17 protein-coding genes are annotated in these 15,951 nt (G+C 70.5%); 11 read left to right on the forward strand and 6 right to left on the reverse strand.

Features of this window, described 5'->3' with window-relative positions:
- The 4 genes from R7226_RS14825 to R7226_RS14840 form a co-directional block, all read right to left on the reverse strand.
- On the reverse strand, positions 1 to 787 hold a 787-nt coding region (locus R7226_RS14825; RefSeq protein ID WP_318597954.1), incomplete at its 3' end, for a histidine kinase dimerization/phosphoacceptor domain-containing protein.
- 102 nt (positions 788 to 889) lie between these two features.
- Positions 890 to 2,242 carry a cytochrome P450 gene (locus R7226_RS14830; RefSeq protein ID WP_318597955.1) on the reverse strand — a complete coding sequence of 451 codons (1,353 nt, stop codon included), beginning with the start codon at positions 2,240 to 2,242 and terminating at the stop codon, positions 890 to 892.
- A gap of 99 nt (positions 2,243 to 2,341) precedes the next feature.
- The gene (locus R7226_RS14835; protein ID WP_318597956.1) at positions 2,342 to 2,833 is read right to left on the reverse strand and encodes a beta-class carbonic anhydrase; all 492 of its coding nucleotides are present in this window, start codon (positions 2,831 to 2,833) and stop codon (positions 2,342 to 2,344) included.
- A gap of 27 nt (positions 2,834 to 2,860) precedes the next feature.
- Positions 2,861 to 3,046, reverse strand: coding sequence for a hypothetical protein (locus R7226_RS14840; protein ID WP_318597957.1), 186 nt, complete (start codon positions 3,044 to 3,046; stop codon positions 2,861 to 2,863).
- 26 nt (positions 3,047 to 3,072) lie between these two features.
- On the opposite strand from R7226_RS14840, the gene tig reads away from it, so the two are divergent.
- From tig to clpX, 3 genes are all read left to right on the forward strand, one after another.
- On the forward strand, positions 3,073 to 4,545 hold the full coding sequence (tig, locus tag R7226_RS14845; RefSeq protein ID WP_318597958.1) for a trigger factor: 1,473 nt from the start codon (positions 3,073 to 3,075) through the stop codon (positions 4,543 to 4,545).
- Between the two features lie 181 nt (positions 4,546 to 4,726).
- Positions 4,727 to 5,311 (forward strand): ATP-dependent Clp endopeptidase proteolytic subunit ClpP, encoded by a 585-nt coding sequence (gene clpP / locus R7226_RS14850; RefSeq protein WP_318597959.1) that lies wholly within the window; start codon positions 4,727 to 4,729, stop codon positions 5,309 to 5,311.
- Between the two features lie 41 nt (positions 5,312 to 5,352).
- On the forward strand, positions 5,353 to 6,639 hold the full coding sequence (gene clpX, locus R7226_RS14855; RefSeq protein ID WP_318597960.1) for an ATP-dependent Clp protease ATP-binding subunit ClpX: 1,287 nt from the start codon (positions 5,353 to 5,355) through the stop codon (positions 6,637 to 6,639).
- 44 nt (positions 6,640 to 6,683) lie between these two features.
- Here clpX and R7226_RS14860 read toward each other — a convergent pair whose 3' ends face one another.
- Both R7226_RS14860 and R7226_RS14865 read right to left on the reverse strand, forming a co-directional pair.
- Positions 6,684 to 7,181 (reverse strand): nucleotidyl transferase AbiEii/AbiGii toxin family protein, encoded by a 498-nt coding sequence (locus tag R7226_RS14860; protein WP_318597961.1) that lies wholly within the window; start codon positions 7,179 to 7,181, stop codon positions 6,684 to 6,686.
- The gene (locus R7226_RS14865; RefSeq protein ID WP_318597962.1) at positions 7,165 to 7,530 is read right to left on the reverse strand and encodes a helix-turn-helix domain-containing protein; all 366 of its coding nucleotides are present in this window, start codon (positions 7,528 to 7,530) and stop codon (positions 7,165 to 7,167) included. Before R7226_RS14865 ends, R7226_RS14860 begins: the two co-directional genes overlap by 17 nt.
- Positions 7,531 to 7,615: 85 nt before the next feature.
- Between R7226_RS14865 and R7226_RS14870 the strand changes: the two genes are divergently transcribed.
- The 8 genes from R7226_RS14870 (at position 7,616) to mreD (ending at position 15,947) form a co-directional block, all read left to right on the forward strand.
- On the forward strand, positions 7,616 to 10,183 hold the full coding sequence (locus R7226_RS14870; protein WP_318597963.1) for a valine--tRNA ligase: 2,568 nt from the start codon (positions 7,616 to 7,618) through the stop codon (positions 10,181 to 10,183).
- Entirely contained in the window at positions 10,180 to 11,451 is a 1,272-nt protein-coding gene (locus R7226_RS14875; protein WP_318597964.1) for a bifunctional folylpolyglutamate synthase/dihydrofolate synthase, read from the forward strand. The genes R7226_RS14870 and R7226_RS14875 overlap by 4 nt, the downstream gene beginning before the upstream one ends.
- 243 nt (positions 11,452 to 11,694) lie before the next feature.
- Positions 11,695 to 12,207: a zinc ribbon domain-containing protein gene (locus R7226_RS14880; RefSeq protein WP_318597965.1), complete on the forward strand. Its 513-nt coding sequence runs from the start codon at positions 11,695 to 11,697 to the stop codon at positions 12,205 to 12,207.
- Positions 12,208 to 12,247: 40 nt separating this feature from the next.
- Positions 12,248 to 12,652 (forward strand): nucleoside-diphosphate kinase, encoded by a 405-nt coding sequence (gene ndk, locus R7226_RS14885; protein ID WP_318597966.1) that lies wholly within the window; start codon positions 12,248 to 12,250, stop codon positions 12,650 to 12,652.
- The gene (locus R7226_RS14890) at positions 12,649 to 13,221 is read left to right on the forward strand and encodes a Maf family protein (RefSeq protein WP_318598001.1); all 573 of its coding nucleotides are present in this window, start codon (positions 12,649 to 12,651) and stop codon (positions 13,219 to 13,221) included. Before ndk ends, R7226_RS14890 begins: the two co-directional genes overlap by 4 nt.
- Positions 13,222 to 13,378: 157 nt before the next feature.
- Positions 13,379 to 14,431: a rod shape-determining protein gene (locus tag R7226_RS14895; protein WP_012934128.1), complete on the forward strand. Its 1,053-nt coding sequence runs from the start codon at positions 13,379 to 13,381 to the stop codon at positions 14,429 to 14,431.
- Between the two features lie 98 nt (positions 14,432 to 14,529).
- Entirely contained in the window at positions 14,530 to 15,363 is an 834-nt protein-coding gene (gene mreC, locus R7226_RS14900; protein WP_318597967.1) for a rod shape-determining protein MreC, read from the forward strand.
- 2 nt (positions 15,364 to 15,365) lie between these two features.
- Positions 15,366 to 15,947: a rod shape-determining protein MreD gene (gene mreD / locus R7226_RS14905; protein ID WP_318597968.1), complete on the forward strand. Its 582-nt coding sequence runs from the start codon at positions 15,366 to 15,368 to the stop codon at positions 15,945 to 15,947.
- Positions 15,948 to 15,951: the final 4 nt, after the last annotated feature.

A 15,951-nucleotide genomic window follows, 5' to 3' on the forward strand; every position in this document is an offset into this window, starting at 1 on the left:
CCGGTGGCGCAGCGGCGGCGACCGCCGCCGGCCCGGACACCGCGCTGCCCTCGGCGCGCAGCACCTGCAGCAGGCGCCGGAGCTCGTCGAGCGCCGCCGTCGTCGTGCGCGCGATCGCGCCCAGCGCGGCGAGCGCACGCTGCTCGTCGGCACCGAGCTGGGCGCGCGCGTCGCGCGCCAGGCGCGCGATCGCCGCCAGGTCGCGCGTGACGATCGCGTGCAGCTCGCGCGCGATCCGGCGCCGCTCGGTCTCGACGTCGTGCCGCAGCCGCTGCTCGTGCGCGGCGCCGGAGCTGGTCGCGAGCGCGGCGGCGCGCTCGGCCTCCTCGCGCCGCGTCCGCACCGCCCAGCCGGCGCTCAGCGCCAGCAGCAGCATCACGACGAAGACGATCACATCGTGGAGCGTCGCCGTGACCTCCTGCTCGCTGAGCGCGAACAGCGGCGGCATCACCACCAGCGCGAGCGCGACGACGGCGACCGCGCGGCGACGTGGACGACCGTACGCAGCGACGGCGTAGAGGCCGACGCCCATCCCGGGCAGCGGTGTGACCGCCTGGTAGGGCAGGAACGTCAGCAGGCCGTCGAGCACCAGCACGGCTGACGCCCACGCGAGCACGAGGAAGGGATGGCGATGGCGCAGCGCGAGCGGCAGCGTCGCGAGCAGGGCGAACGTCAGCCGCTCCCAGGCCGGCCAGGCGCTGGGGATCAGCAGCGCTTCGACGATCGCCCACGCGAGCAGGCCGACCGTGAACGCGATCTCCAGCCGAGACCCGAGCAGGCGACGCACCTGCGGACCGTAGCGAGCCCCTGCACCGGTCTACGCGCCGTTGGACGAGGTCGAGGGAACCCCCTCACAGGCCCCCGATTCAGGCCGCGCCCGCCGCGCCGCTCAGGCGGCCACGCGCACCAGCCGCACGCCGCGGCCGGGCACGAGCGTGACGCCGGTCGCGCGGATCGGCTCGGGCCGGCGGCTCGCCAGCCGCACGTCGGCGCGCGCGAGCACACGCAGGATCGTCGCCAGCTCGAACTGGGCGAAGCTCGCGCCGATGCAGCGGCGCACACCGCCGCCGAAGGGCAGCCACGCGTACGACGGGACGGCGCCGTCGAGGAACCGCTCGGGCCGGAACTCGCCGGGGGAGGGGTAGACGTCGGGCCGGTGGTGGGTCAGCACGATCGAGGCGATCAGCCCGGCGCCGGCCGGCACCTCGTGCTCGCCGATCCGCACCGGCTCGGTCACGACGCGGCCGACGAACGGCACGACCGGTCGGATCCGGAGGATCTCCTGGCAGACCGCGTTGACGTACTCGTCGTCGCCGTCGGGCCCGGCCGCGCGCATGCGCGCCAGCACGGCGGGGTGGCGCAGCAGCAGGTCGATCGCCCACGTCAGCGCGGTGGCTGTCGTCTCGTGGCCGGCCATCACGAGCGTCATCAGCTCGTCGCGCAGCTCCTCGTCGCCCATCGGGCTGCCGTCCTCGTGCGTCGCCTGCACGAGCATCGAGAGGATGTCGCGGCGCTGGTCGAGCTGCTCGCCGGGGACGCGGCGGCGGTCCGCGATCTCCGCCAGCAGCAGCGCGTCGACGGCGTCGCGGCGCAGCTCGAAGGTCTCGCGCAGCCGCAGCGGCCCGAAGTTGCGCTGCGCGATCGGACCCCAGAAGACGACGTGGCGGCTCGACTCGACCAGCGGCGGCAGCAGCCGGCGCAGGTCGTCCTTGCGCGCGGCGTCGGTGATCCCGAAGACGACGTCGAGGATCACCTCGAGCGTGAGCGCCTGCATCCGCTCGTCGAGCCGGAACGGGCGGCCGAGCGGCCAGCCGGCGACCTCGCGCTCGGCGAGGTCGCGGATCAGCTCGCCGTAGGCGCGCAGCCGCTCGCCGTGGAAGGGCGGCAGCAGCAGCTTGCGCTGCTGCATGTGCGGTGCGCGGTCGAGCGTCAGCAGCGACCAGCGGCCGAGGACTGCCCCCAGCGGGGCGTTCGAGAGGCCGGCGTGGAAGACGTCGGGCCTGCCCGTGACGACCTGTCTGACCAGCTCGGGCGAGCTGAAGACGATCCCGGCGCCCATGCCGGGGAAGCGCATCGTGAACGGCTCGCCGTAGCGGCGGTGGAGCCGCAGCGCGGAGCCGATCGGGTCGCGCGCGACCCGCGCCGCCTGCAGCAGCGGCGGCAGCGGCGAGCCGGGTGGGAGCGACGAATACGGTGGCGCGGGTGGAGCGGAAATCGTCGGGTCGATCGTCGTCGTGCTCATCGCACACCTCCGGAACGCGGGCGTACCGGTGATGATGCCCGTTCAGCGCGCGCGCCGCGCCGCCAAGTTGGCCGGCCAGCCAAACGCGCGGGAAATCCCTCAGACGATCTCGCGCAGCCGGCCGGTGCCGACGTCGAGCACGAAGCCGCGCACGAGCCCCCGGTCGAGCAGGAAGGGGTTCGCCTCGATCCGCGCGATCGACTGCCGCACGTCGGCATCGATGTCGGCGAACGCCTCCGCCGACCAGCTCGGCTTGATGCCGGTCTCGCGACGGATCTCGTCGCGGAAGCTGTCGTCGTCGAGCGCGTGCAGCTCGCAGTCGGTGTGGTGGATCAGGACGACCTCCTCCGTCCCGAGCTTGCGCTGCGAGATCGCCAGCGAGCGGATCGTGTCGTCGGTGACGACGCCGCCGGCGTTGCGCAGCACGTGCACGTCGCCGGGTGCCAAGCCGAGCAACGCGGCCGGGTCGATCCGGGGATCCATGCAGGTGACGATCGCGACCTTTCTGCGCGGCGCCGCGCCGAGGTCGGTCCGGGCATGGTCGGATGCCCGTTCCTCGGCCGTGCGCAGCAGCTCATCGGTGACGCTCAATGCGACCTCCAACGTCGCTCGGTGGCATCACCCAAAATAGAAGAAAACCGCCTGGCTTACCTGAGTTTGAGCGGCAAGCGCGCGCGGGCGCGACGCGCGCGCACGCACACGCGCGAGCGCCCAACCGCCCCAGGCGGTGGACATGTCGACCGCGCCGGCGAGCAGGAAGGCGACCGGTCCGGTCGCGAGTCGGGCGAGCAGCCTGGTGGTCACCCGCCCACGGTATCGTTCGGCGCCTCATGCCTGAAGCCCTCAAGACCAACGTCACCGAGCTGCCCGAGTCGCGCGTCCGCGTCGAGGCCGAAGTCTCCGCCGCCGAGGTGGAGAAGAGCCTCAACCGCGCTGCGAAGCAGCTGGCCCGCGACATGCGCGTCCCGGGCTTCCGCAAGGGGAAGGTCCCGCCCCAGGTCGTCGTCCGCCGCGTCGGGCGCGAGTACGTGCTCGACGAGGCCGTGCGCGCCTCGATCAACAGCTGGTACTCCCAGGCTGTCGACGCCTCCAGAATTCACCCGGTCGGCGAGCCCAGCCTCGACCTCGGCGATCTGCCGGGGGAGGGCGAGCCGCTGACGTTCAGCGTCGAGATCGGCGTCCGCCCGACGGCGGAGCTGGGCGACTACAAGGGCCTCGAGGTCGGTCGCAGAGAGCCCGGCGTCGACGAGCACCAGGTCGAGCACGAGCTCGATCACCTGCGCGAGCACCTCGCGAGACTCGAGACGGCCGAGCGCGAGGCGAGAGAGGGCGACTTCGTCGTCGCCGACTACGTCGGCTCGATCGACGGCGAGAACTTCGAGGGCGGCGAGGGTCGCGACCAGCTGATCGAGCTGGGCGGCGGCCGCCTGATCCCGGGCTTCGAGGAGCAGCTCACCGGCGCCAGAGCGGGCGAGGAGCGGGTCATCAACGTGACCTTCCCGGACGACTACGGCGCCAGCCATCTCGCCGGCAGAGAGGCGCAGTTCGCGCTGACGGTCAAGGAAGTCCGCGAGAGAGTCTTCCCGGAGCTGAACGACGACCTCGCCTCCGACGCCGCCGGCTTCGACACGCTCGACGAGCTGAAGGACGACATCCGCAGACGGATCGCCGAGCAGCAGGACCAGGCGATCGACAACGAGTACCGCGAGGCCGTGCTCGACGCGGCCGTCGCGAACGCGACCGTCGAGGTGCCCGAGGCGCTCGTCGAGGCGCGCGCGCAGGAGCTGTGGGACCAGACGGCCCGCACGCTGCAGGAGCGCGGCCTCTCCAAGCAGGCGTACATGCAGATGTCGGGCAGAAGCGAGGAGGAGATCCTCGAGGAGGCGAAGCCCGACGCCGAGCAGGCGCTCAAGCGCGAGGCGGTGCTGGCCGCCGTCGTCGCCGCCGAGCAGATCGAGCCGACCGACGAGGACCTCGCCGAGGCGCTGGAGCACACTGCCTCGCACGAGAACACGACCGGCGCGAAGCTGCTCGCCCGCGTCAAGAAGACGGGCAACGTCGACGCGCTGAGCGAGGACGTCGCGACGACCAAGGCGCTCGACCTGATGGTCGAGGCGGCCAAGCCGGTCGCTTGGAGAGAGCCGGCCGCCACCGTCACGGTGAGAGCGCCGGCCGCCAGAGGCGACGACGACAGAAGAGCGCCGGCCAGAAGAGCCGCGAGAGCCAGAGCGGCGGCCAGAAGAGCGCCCGCCAGAAGAGCCGCCAGAGCGAGAGCCAGAAGAGCCTCCGGCTCCGACGACTGACCCCTTTTGACGCGTTGCTGCGCCCCGACGCGTGCGTCGGTGCGCAGCTTTGCGACGTACTCCTGCACACCTGCAAAGCCGGTGGAAACCGGTTGCTAGACTCGCCCCACCGGACGGGCGCCAGAGCACTCGGCTCTCCCCGGAAGGATTCGAGCCGAGGAAGCGAAACAAAGCGAGGACTATGAGCCCCCTGGTACCGATGGTCGTAGAGCAGACGTCACGAGGCGAGCGCGCCTTCGACATCTACTCGCGCCTCCTCAACGAGCGCATCATCTTCCTCGGCACGCCCGTTGATGACCAGATCGCGAACCTGATCGTGGCCCAGCTGCTCCATCTGGAGTCAGAGGATCCCGACAAGGACATCTCGATCTACATCAACTCGCCGGGCGGCTCCGTGTACGCGGGTCTCGCGATCTACGACACGATGCAGTTCATCAAGCCGGACGTGCAGACGATCTGCGTCGGCATCGCGATGTCGATGGGCGCCCTGCTGCTCTCCGGCGGCGCGAGAGGCAAGCGCATGGCGCTGCCGAACGCCAAGATCCTGATCCACCAGGTGTCGTCCTCCTTCCAGGGACAGGCGACGGACATCGAGATCCACGCGAGAGAGATCATCGACATCCGCCGTCGTCTCGACGAGATCATCGCCTTCCACGCCGACAAGCCGGTGGATGAGGTCCGCAAGGACACCGAGCGCGACTACTTCATGAGCTCGGAAGAGGCGAAGAACTACGGGATCATCGACCGCGTGATCGCGCAGCACTAAGGTAAACGCGCGCAGGTGCCGACTCCTGGGGAGTGACCGACATGGCACGACCAACAGATTCCAACGAACAGCTTCTCTGCAGCTTCTGCGGCAAGTCGCAGCGACAGGTCAAGAAGCTGATCGCCGGTCCGGGTGTCTACATCTGTGACGAGTGCATCGATCTCTGCAACGAGATCATCGACGAGGAGCTGACCGCTCCTCCGACGTTCGACATAGAGAACCTGCCGAAGCCGCGCCAGATCTACGACGTGCTCAACGAGTACGTCGTCGGTCAGGAAGCGGCCAAGCGGACGCTCTCGGTGGCGGTCTACAACCACTACAAGCGCGTCCAGATGATGCAGTCGGACGACGACGACATCGAGCTGCAGAAGTCGAACATCCTGCTGCTCGGCCCGACCGGCTGCGGCAAGACGCTGCTCGCGCAGACGCTCGCGAAGATCCTCAACGTCCCGTTCGCGATCGCCGACGCGACCGCCCTCACCGAGGCCGGCTACGTCGGTGAGGACGTCGAGAACATCCTCCTGAAGCTGATCCAGGCGGCTGACTACGACGTCAAGAAGGCCGAGACGGGGATCATCTACATCGACGAGGTCGACAAGATCGCGCGCAAGGCCGACAACCCGTCGATCACGCGCGACGTCTCCGGCGAGGGCGTGCAGCAGGCGCTGCTGAAGATCCTCGAGGGCACGACCGCCTCCGTGCCGCCGCAGGGCGGTAGGAAGCACCCCCATCAGGAGTTCCTCACGATCGACACGACGAACATCCTGTTCGTCTGCGGCGGCGCGTTCGCCAATCTCGACAAGGTGATCGAACGACGGGTGGGGGCACAGGGCGTGGGCTTCGGCGCATCGATCCTGAACAAGGCCGACCGCGACCTCGGCAACACCTTCGAGGACTGCCTGCCCGAGGATCTCGTCCACTACGGCCTGATCCCCGAGTTCATCGGTCGTCTGCCGGTGATGTCGGCCGTCCATCAGCTCTCCAGAGCCGAGCTGATGACGATCCTGACCGAGCCTCGCAACGCGCTCGTCAAGCAGTTCCAGCGCTTCTTCCAGTTCGACGGGATCGAGCTCGTCTTCGCCGACGAGGCGCTTCAGTCGGTCGCGGACAAGGCGCTCGAACGCGAGACCGGCGCCCGCGGCCTGCGCTCGATCATCGAAGAGGTCCTCCTCGAGGTCCAGTTCGAGCTGCCCTCCCGCCGCGACGTGAAGAAGTGCGTCGTGACGAAGGAGACGATCGACAAGGGCCTCTCGCCGACGCTCGTCACCGAAGCCGTCTCCGACGACGGCGGCGAGGGCGACGGCGACCTGCGCGAAGAGTCGGCCTAGCGCCGACTCGTCCCGCGCGGCCACCCGGCCGCGCGGCAGATCGCTCAGCCGTTTCGGCGCACCCGTTTGACCGCTTCGAGCGCGTCGATGTCGGCGAGGTCCTGAGGCCGGCCGGCGGCGCGCTTCATCGCGAGCAGGTCGTCGATGTCGACGACGCGGATCTCCGCGCCGTCGAGGTCGATCACGTCCGCTCGTGCACGCAGCTGTTCGTAAGGCGCCGCACCGTCGGGTCTCACGAGCAGGTCGAGCGGACCCTCGGAGGTGTCGAGCGTGAGGATCGCCATCCGTCTGAGCGTCGGCGCGTCGGGGACGAACGGCACCTCCTCATCCACGCCTCGCAGCCGGGCGGCGAGATCGATCAGCGCGCGCCCGAGTCGCTCGAGGTTCGCGGCGTTGGTCGCGTACGTGATGTCGAGATCTTTCGTCGAGCGGCCGTAGCCCTGCACCGCGACGGCGACCCCGCCGATCACGACGAAGTCGACGCCGGCGCCCGCGAGCCGGTGCAGCAGCGCGACGAGCTGAAGCTCAGAGATGGCGGTCACGAGAACGTGCTCCGGCGCGCAGAAGGGTGTTCATCGTCGCGTTCTGCTCGTCGAGCGCGCGGATGCGATCGGCGGGCGAGAGCGCCAGTTGACGTCGGATCAGGCTCTCGTCGACGGTGTCGAGGCCGGTCGAGACCGCATGCAGCTCGAGCCGATGTCCGGCTGCCTGGAGCGCCCGCTGAATCGTCTCGAACGTCGGATTGGCGTCGGCCCGTTCGAGGCGCGCGACGACGGGCTGGGTGGTGCCGAGGCGCTCGGCGAGCTGGGCCTGGGTCAGGCCGGCGCTGTGGCGGGCGTCGCGGACGAGGGTGGAGGGCGTCATCGCCACATGCTCGATCGGATCGCTCATCGTGTCTACAGCATATGCCTTTGATGCAATATAGACCTGGCAGCACACCCGCTGCGAGGGGGCCGCAATACACTTCCGGCCACACATGTCTGAGCTGGAGACCAAGACCCGTTACGACGCCGCCGAGGCCGAGCCGCGCATCCTGCGCCGCTGGCTGGACTCGGGCCTCTTCCACCCGGAGCCCGAGGGCACGGCGGAGGAGAACTACTCGATCGCCGTCCCGCCGCCGAACGTGACCGGCGCGCTGCACATGGGACACGCGCTCAACGGGTCGATCCAGGACGCGCTGATCCGCTTCCATCGCGCGCGCGGGCAGCGCGCGAAGTGGATCCTCGGCACCGACCATGCCGGCATCGCGACGCAGAAGCAGGTCGAGAAGCAGCTCAGAGGGGAGGGGACCGGCCGCGAGGAGCTGGGCCGCCCCGCCTTCACCGAGCGCGTCTGGCAGTGGCGCGAGCAGTACGGCAACACGATCGTCGGCCAGTTCCAGCGGCTCGGCGCCTCGCTCGATTACGACGACGAGCGCTTCACGCTCGACGAGCGTTACGTCGAGGCGGTCCTGAAGGTCTTCGTCGACCTGTACGAGAAGGGCCTGATCTACCGCGACAACTACATGGTCAACTGGGATCCCGGCAGCAGATCGGCGATCTCGGACCTGGAGGTCGAGGAGCGCGAAGAGGTCGACACGCTCTACTACGTCGACTACCAGTTGGCGTCGGGCAACGGCACGATCACGGTCGCGACCGTGCGGCCGGAGACGATGCTGGCCGACACCGCGATTGCGGTCAACCCGACCGACGAGCGCTACGCGCCGCTGATCGGCGAGGAGGCGGTGCTGCCGCTCGTCGGCCGCCGCCTGAAGATCATCGCCGACGACTACGTCAAGCCCGAGTTCGGCACCGGCGCGCTCAAGATCACGCCCGGCCACGACCCCAACGACTTCGAGATCGGCCGCCGCCACGGGCTCGAGGAGCTGACGGTGATCGGCGAGGACGGCCGCATGACCGAGGCGGCCGGCGAGCGTTTCGCCGGCCTCTCCGTGAAGGAGGCGCAGGCGGCTGTCGTCGCCGCGCTGCGCGAGGAGGGCGCGCTCTCGCGCGAGGAGCCGTACACGCACGTCGTGCCGTTCTCGCACCGCTCCGGCGAGCGGATCGAGCCGCTGATCTCGCTGCAGTGGTTCATGAGAATGGACGAGCTGGCGCAGCCGGCGATCGACGCCGTCAAGGACGGCCGCGTCAACATCCATCCCGAGCGCTGGACGCGCGTCTACCTCGACTGGATGGAGAACATCCGCCCCTGGTGCGTCTCGCGCCAGCTGTGGTGGGGCCACCAGATCCCCGTCTGGTACCGCGGCGAAGAGACGTACGTCGGCACGACCGCGCCGGAGGGCGATGGCTGGGAGCGCGACCCCGACGTGCTCGACACCTGGTTCAGCTCCGCGCTGTGGCCGTTCGCGACGCTCGGCTGGCCGCACGACACGCCTGAGCTGAGGGCGTTCTACCCGACCGATGTGCTCTCGACGGCGCGCGACATCCTCTTCCTGTGGGTCGCGCGGATGATCATGATGGGCCTCGAGTTCGTCGGCGACGTGCCCTTCAGAGACGTCTACATCCACTCCGTCATCCAGGCGCCCGACGGCCGCCGCATGTCGAAGTCGCTCGGCACCGGGATCGACCCGCTCGACGAGATCGAGACGCACGGCGCCGACGGCGTCCGCTTCGGCCTGCTGGCGATGTCCTCCTCGCAGGACGTGCGCTACTCGGCCGAGAAGGTGCAGCAGGGCCAGCAGCTCGCGAACAAGCTGTGGAACGCCTCGCGCCTGATCCTCACGCGCGTCGGCGAGACGCCGCCCGCGGCCGCGGCGCGCCCGCGCACGGTCGAGGACCGCTGGATCCTCTCGCGGCTCGCGCGCACGCAGGCCTCCGTCGAAGAGCGGATCACCGCCTACGACTTCTCGCACGCCGTCCTGGGCCTCTACGACTTCGTCTACGGCGATCTCTGCGACTGGTACCTGGAGCTGGTCAAGCCGCGCCTCTACGAGGCCGAGGGCGACGAGCGCGCCGACCTCGAGGCGACGCTGCTGCACGTGCTGGGCGAGACGCTGCAGCTGGCTCACCCCGTGATCCCGTTCGTGACCGAGGAGATCTGGTCGCACGTGCCCGGCGCCGACGGCCTGCTGGCCGCGCGCACGGCGCTGCCGGTCGATCCCTCCGCGAGCGACGCGGAGGCCGAGAGAGCGATCGCGGACGCGATCGAGGCGGTGCAGGCGCTGCGCGGCTGGCGCGACTCGGTCGGCGCCCCCGCCGGCGCGCGGATCCCCGCCCGGATCGACGCCGCCGGCTACGGCGAGACGGCCGCGCACGTCGCGCGGCTGGCGCGGCTGGAGCTGAACGACCCGTCGGAGTTCGAGGAGGAGCCGGTCGCGCAGGTCTCCGTCCCCGGCGGCGCGGTGGCGATCTTCGCCAGCGACGCGGTCGACCTCGGCGCGGCGGAGAAGAAGCTGGAGGAGCGGCGCAAGACGCTCGCGGCCGAGATCAAGCGCTGCGAAGGCAAGCTCGGCAACGACGGTTTCGTCGCGAAGGCGCCGCCGGCGGTGGTCGACGCGGAGCGCGCGAAGCTCGCCGCGCTGCAGGAGGAGCTGGCCGCGCTGTGAGCACGCAGGCAGGAACCTGGACGCTGGAGGAGGCCGAGCGCTACCTGCTCGGGCTGGAGCTGTTCGGCATGCGCTTCGGTCTCGACCGCATGCGGCGGCTGATGACGACGCTCGACCAGCCGGAGCGCAGCTTCGACTCGATCCACGTCGTCGGCACCAACGGCAAGTCCTCGACGGTGCGGATGATCGCCGCGATCCTGGAGCGCCACGGCCTGCGCGCCGGCGCCTATCTCTCGCCGCACCTCGTCTCGTTCGTCGAGCGGATACGGATCGACGACCGCGACGCCGAGCCGCAGGCGTTCGCGAAGGCCGTCCAGCGGGCCGCGCACGCCGCCGCACTGGTCGACCGCAGCCAGCGCGACGACGACACCGTCACGCAGTTCGAGGCGCTGACGGCAGCCGCCTTCAGCGAGCTGTCGGCGCGCGCCGTCGACGTCGCCGTGATCGAGGCCGGCCTCGGCGGCCGCTGGGACGCGACCAACGTGCTGCCGAGCACCGTGCAGGTGCTGACGAACGTCGGGCTGGAGCACACCCGCTGGCTCGGCCCGACCGTGCGTGACATCGCGCGCGAGAAGCTCGCCGTCGTGCGCGACGGCGCCACGCTCGTCGTCGGCGCCGACCTCCATCCCGACGCGATGGAGGAGGCTCAGCTCGCGGCCGAGCGGCACGGCGCCCGGCTGGTGCAGGCGCCGGACGAGCCGGGCGTCGAGGTCGCCGCGCCGGGCACCTTCCAGCGCCGCAACTTCGCGCTCGCGCGCACCGCCGCGGCCGCCTACCTGGAGGCGGTCGGGCGCCAGCTCGACATCGCCGCCGTGCGCGCCGCCGCCGGCGCGGTGCTCGTGCCCGGCCGCATGCAGGTCGCCGGCCACGAGCCGCTGACGCTGCTCGACGGAGCGCACAACCCGGCCGGGATCGCCGCGATCGCCGAGTCGCTGCCGCAGCTGACGGCCGGCCGCCGGCTCGTCGCGGTGCTGTCGGTGCTCGACGACAAGGACGCGGCCGAGATGCTGCGCGCGCTGCTGCCCCATTGCGAGCAGGTCGTCTTCACGCGCAACCACAGCCCGCGCGCGCTGCCCCCGGCGACGCTCGCGTCGCTGGCGCAGCAGCTCGGCGGCCCGCCGAGCGAGCTGGAGGCCGACCCGCGCCGCGCCCTGGAGCGGGCACGCGAGCTTGCCGGGCCGGGCGGCGTCGTGCTCGCGACCGGCTCGATCTACCTCATCGCCGACCTGCTGCGCCCCGCCGGCCAGCGCAGCGCCTCGATCCTGTGAGCCCCGCCGACGAACCCCGCCCGCCTCGCTTCCTGCCGATGATCGGGCTCGTCGCCGCGATCGTCGCGGTCGTGATCCTCGTCTTCTTCGCGATCGGCTACCTCTTCGGCCGCATGTTCCTCGCATGACGAGAACCCGTTTGCCACGCCGCTTTGCAGGAGGTTCGCGACAGTCAGCGAATCGTCCTGTTGCGCCACCGTGGTGCCCCCGCAACCGGACCCCGGCTACACTCAGCCCGCAATCATGACCCCGTTCGCAATCTTCGGCATCGAGAACAGCGGCCTCAACCTGGCCGTCAACCTCGTGCTCCTCTTCCTCGTCGTCCTCTGGATCGCCCTGATCTACTGGACGTTCGCAGACGCGCGGCGGCGGATCGAGGATCCGATGCTGGTCGGCTGTGCGACGGCGGCCTCGCTGTTCCCGCTCGTCGGGACGCTCGTCTACATGATCGTGCGGCCGCCGGAGTACCTCGACGACGTGCGCGAGCGCGAGCTGGAGATGCAGGCCGCCGAGGCGCGCCTGGCGCAGCTCGGCTACCACCTCTGCCCGCATTGCGACTTCGAGGTGGAGAAGGACTTCCTGCGCTGCCCGAACTGCATGCGCAAGCTGAAGGACCCGTGCCGCAGCTGCGGCAAGCCGCTCGACCCGATGTGGAAGGTCTGCCCGTACTGCGAGACCGAGGTCGAAGCGACCGCCGCGGCACCGCGGCGGGCACGTCGCCGGCGCGTCGAGGACGTCGCCGAGCCGACGCAGTAGCAGCACCCCTCTCGAACTGAACCCCAAGGAGCCCCTCCCGATGAGCCGGACCCTGATCCTGGTCAAGCCGGATGCCTACGCCCGTGGCCTGACCGGCGAGATCCTCGCCCGCTTCGAGCGCAAGGGCCTCTCGATCGTCGCGCTGGAGAAGCAGACGCTGACCGCCGCGACGGCCGAGACGCACTACGCCGAGCACAAGGAGCGCCCCTTCTTCGGCGAGCTGGTCGAGTTCATCACCTCGGGTCCGCTCGTCGCCGCCGTGCTGGAGGGCAACGACGCCGTCAAGGCCGCTCGCCAGATCATCGGCGCGACCAACCCGCTCGAGGCGGCCACGGGCTCGATCCGCGGCGACTTCGCGACCGAGGTCGGCCAGAACCTCGTGCACGGCTCGGACTCCGACGAGTCGGCCGCCCGCGAGGCCGCGATCTTCTTCCCCAGCCTCTGAAGCTCCTTCTCGCATCCCGCTCTCCGCAGCGGAGAGCGATCCTGACGCAGCTGGGCATTCCCTTCGAGGTCTGCCCGGCTGACGTCGAGGAGCTGACCGCCGGCGACCCGGCCGTGATCGCGGTCGAGAACGCCGTGCGCAAGGCGACCGCGCTCGCCGACGGCGACGCCGCGACAGCCGGACACACCGTCCTCGGTGTCGACACGATCGTCGTGATCGAGGGCGAGATCCACGGCAAGCCGGCCGACGCCGCGCACGCTCGCCGGACGCTGGCGGCGCTCGCCGGCCGCCACCACGACGTGCTCAGCGGGATCTGCGTCGTCGAGCCCGGCGGGGAGCCGCGCACGGCGCTCGCGCGCACGCGCGTCAGCTTCCGCCCGCTCGATGCGGAGACGCTCGACTGGTACGTCGCGACCGGCGAGTGGGAGGGCCGCGCGGGCGGCTACGCGATCCAGGGCCGCGGTGCCGCGCTGGTCGCCGGAATCGACGGCGACTACCTGAATGTCGTCGGACTGCCGGTCGCGGCCTTCCTCGAGCTGCTGCCAGCGATCTTGCGAGAGAGCTCCTGAAGCCGCGATTTGCAGCGCGTTCGCGCCATCGCGGGCTCGTCACGCCCAAAGGGCGGCATCCCGCGTCCGCTACACTCCCGGCCGGGATGGGCCCCCGGCCGGACGCCGTGATTCGGCAACTCATGGGGGCCCTTTCTGACATCCCCCTCCTTCACCCATGGGCTTCTTCAGCTACTTGACCGGGTTCGGCGGCCGCGACATGGCCGTGGACCTCGGCACCGCCAACACTCTCGTCTACGTGCGAGGCCGCGGGATCGTGCTCTCCGAGCCGTCCGTCGTCGCGGTCGACTCGCGCTCGGGCGAGGTGCACGCCGTCGGGATCGAGGCGAAGCGGATGCTCGGCCGCACCCCCGGCACGATCTCCGCGATCCGGCCGCTCAAGGACGGCGTCATCGCTGACTTCGAGGTGACGGAGGAGATGCTGCGTCACTTCATCCAGAAGGTGCACCAGAACCGGTGGGCGCATCCGAGGGTTGTCGTATGCGTCCCGTCGGGCGTGACCGGTGTCGAGAAGCGCGCCGTCGAAGAGGCCTGCCTGTCGGCCGGCGCGCGCCAGGCGTACCTGATCGAGGAGCCGATGGCCGCGGCGATCGGGGCCGGCCTGCCGGTCGGCGAGCCGACCGGCTCGATGGTCGTCGACATCGGCGGCGGCACCTCTGAGGTCGCCGTCATCTCGCTCGGCGGCATCGTCGTCTCGCAGTCGATCCGCGTCGGCGGCGACGAGCTGGACGAGGCGATCATCAACTACGTCAAGCGCGAGTACAAGCTGCTGATCGGCCAGCAGACGGCCGAGGAAGTCAAGCTGGAGATCGGCTCCGCCTTCGAGATGGAGGAGGAGGTGCAGGCCGAGATCCGCGGCCGCGACATGGTCTCCGGCCTGCCGAAGACGGTCGTGCTGACCAGCGAGGAGATCCGCGCCGCGCTCGAGGAGCCGATCTCGCAGATCATCGACGCGGTCAAGGAGACGCTCGACCGGACTCCTCCGGAGCTGGCGTCCGACATCATGGACCGTGGCATCATGCTTGCAGGCGGTGGCGCGCTGCTGCAGGGGCTCGACGAGCGGCTGCGGCACGAGACGCAGATGCCCGCGCACCTGGCCGAATCACCTCTCACCTGCGTCGCGGTCGGATCGGGCCGCTCGCTGGAGGAGTTCGAAGCCATCCACCGCTCGCACAAGAATTCGAAGAACAACCGGCGGCGGCGGTACTAGATGCCCAGCCGCGCCGGTGCTTCCACCCCCTTGGAGACACGCGACCCGTGTATGACAGACAAGTTCGCCGCCGACGAGTCACGCTCATCGTGCTCGTCGTGGTCTCCCTGATCCTCCTCACCGCATACTTCGGCGAGGACGAGGGGAGCCCGCTCCACTCGGTGCAGCGTGGGGTGATAGCGGTCTTGTCGCCGATACAGGAAGGCGCCAGCCGCGCGCTCAAGCCGGCCCGCGACCTGTTCGGCTGGTTCGGCGACACGCTCGACGCCAAGAAGGAGCGCGACCAGCTCAGAAGACAGCGCGACGACCTGCTCGGAGAGCGGATCGACTACGAGGTCGCGATCGCGCGCAACAGACAGCTCGAGAGACTCGTCGGCATCCAGGGCACCTACGACCGCGACCGCTTCACGCCGGTCACGTCGCGGGTCGTCGGCCGCTCGATGAACAACCTGCTGCGCGACACGCTGACGATCGACGCCGGCACCGGTGCCGGCGTGCGCGTCGGCGACGCGGTCATCTCCGGCGACGGCCTCGTCGGCCAGGTCACGACCGCCGCGGGCAACACCGCGATCGTGACGCTGATCACCGATCAGAGATCGGCCGTCGCCGCGCGGCTGGTCAGAAGCGGCGACTACGGCCTGATCACGCCGTCGCTCGGCGATCCGCTCGACCTGCGGATGGACCAGCTCGACCGCAGAGCGAGCGCGGCCGTCGGCGACGTCGTCGTGACCGCCGGCACGATCGACGACAGACTCGAATCGCCCTACCCGGCCGACATCCCGATCGGGCGCGTCGAGAGCGTCGATCCCGAGGAGCTGGCCAACTCGAACCGCATCCATCTGTCGCCGTTCGCCGACATCCGCCACCTCGACTTCGTCCAGGTGCTGACCGGTGGCGGCGACAGCGGGGAACGGGCGCAGGCCGGACCGTGAGCATGACCGAGACCAACTGGCAGCTGCCGCTGCGGCTCGCGGCGCTCGGCTTCGTCGCCGTGATCGTGCAGATCGCGGCGATCTCGCAGATCACCGTCTTCGGCGTCAGCGTCGACCTCGCGCCGCTCGTCGTCGCCTCCGTCGGCCTGCTCGCCGGCTCGCTGCCGGGCGCGGTCTTCGGCTTCGCGGTCGGCCTCTTCGTCGACCTCGCGCTGGTGCAGACGCTCGGTGTGACCTCGTTGCTGTACATCCTGATCGGCTACGCCGCCGGCCGTCTGCGCGAGCTGCGCGATCCGGCCCACGGGCTCGTCCCGCTGTTCGTCGGCGCCGCCGCGACCGCGATCGCGACGATCGGCTTCGCGCTGCTGCAGTTCATGCTGGGCGTGCAGGCGCCGGTCAGCTGGCTGCTGCTGCGCCAGGTCGTCGTGACGATCCTGCTCGGCGCGCTGTTCGCGCTGCCGGTCTACGCGCTCGTGCGCCGCATCGTGCAGGGCTCGCTGCCCGACGACCCGCGCCGCCGCCGTCGTCGCGCCTACACGACCGGCGGCCTCTCGCCGCTCTCGCGACCCTCCCAGAGCCGCTGAACCG

The sequence above is a fragment of the Conexibacter stalactiti genome (genome assembly GCF_033542075.1).
Lineage (GTDB): Bacteria > Actinomycetota > Thermoleophilia > Solirubrobacterales > Solirubrobacteraceae > Conexibacter > Conexibacter stalactiti.

What these genes read in the sequence shown, in the direction of transcription:
- R7226_RS14830 (WP_318597955.1), bottom strand. Translation starts at nt 2,242, where the DNA reads ATGAGCACGACGACGATCGACCCGACGATTTCCGCTCCACCCGCGCCA.
- tig (WP_318597958.1), top strand. Translation starts at nt 3,073, where the DNA reads ATGCCTGAAGCCCTCAAGACCAACGTCACCGAGCTGCCCGAGTCGCGC.
- clpP (WP_318597959.1), top strand. Translation starts at nt 4,727, where the DNA reads ATGAGCCCCCTGGTACCGATGGTCGTAGAGCAGACGTCACGAGGCGAG.
- clpX (WP_318597960.1), top strand. Translation starts at nt 5,353, where the DNA reads ATGGCACGACCAACAGATTCCAACGAACAGCTTCTCTGCAGCTTCTGC.
- R7226_RS14865 (WP_318597962.1), bottom strand. Translation starts at nt 7,530, where the DNA reads ATGAGCGATCCGATCGAGCATGTGGCGATGACGCCCTCCACCCTCGTC.
- R7226_RS14870 (WP_318597963.1), top strand. Translation starts at nt 7,616, where the DNA reads ATGTCTGAGCTGGAGACCAAGACCCGTTACGACGCCGCCGAGGCCGAG.
- R7226_RS14880 (WP_318597965.1), top strand. Translation starts at nt 11,695, where the DNA reads ATGACCCCGTTCGCAATCTTCGGCATCGAGAACAGCGGCCTCAACCTG.
- ndk (WP_318597966.1), top strand. Translation starts at nt 12,248, where the DNA reads ATGAGCCGGACCCTGATCCTGGTCAAGCCGGATGCCTACGCCCGTGGC.
- R7226_RS14895 (WP_012934128.1), top strand. Translation starts at nt 13,379, where the DNA reads ATGGGCTTCTTCAGCTACTTGACCGGGTTCGGCGGCCGCGACATGGCC.
- mreD (WP_318597968.1), top strand. Translation starts at nt 15,366, where the DNA reads ATGACCGAGACCAACTGGCAGCTGCCGCTGCGGCTCGCGGCGCTCGGC.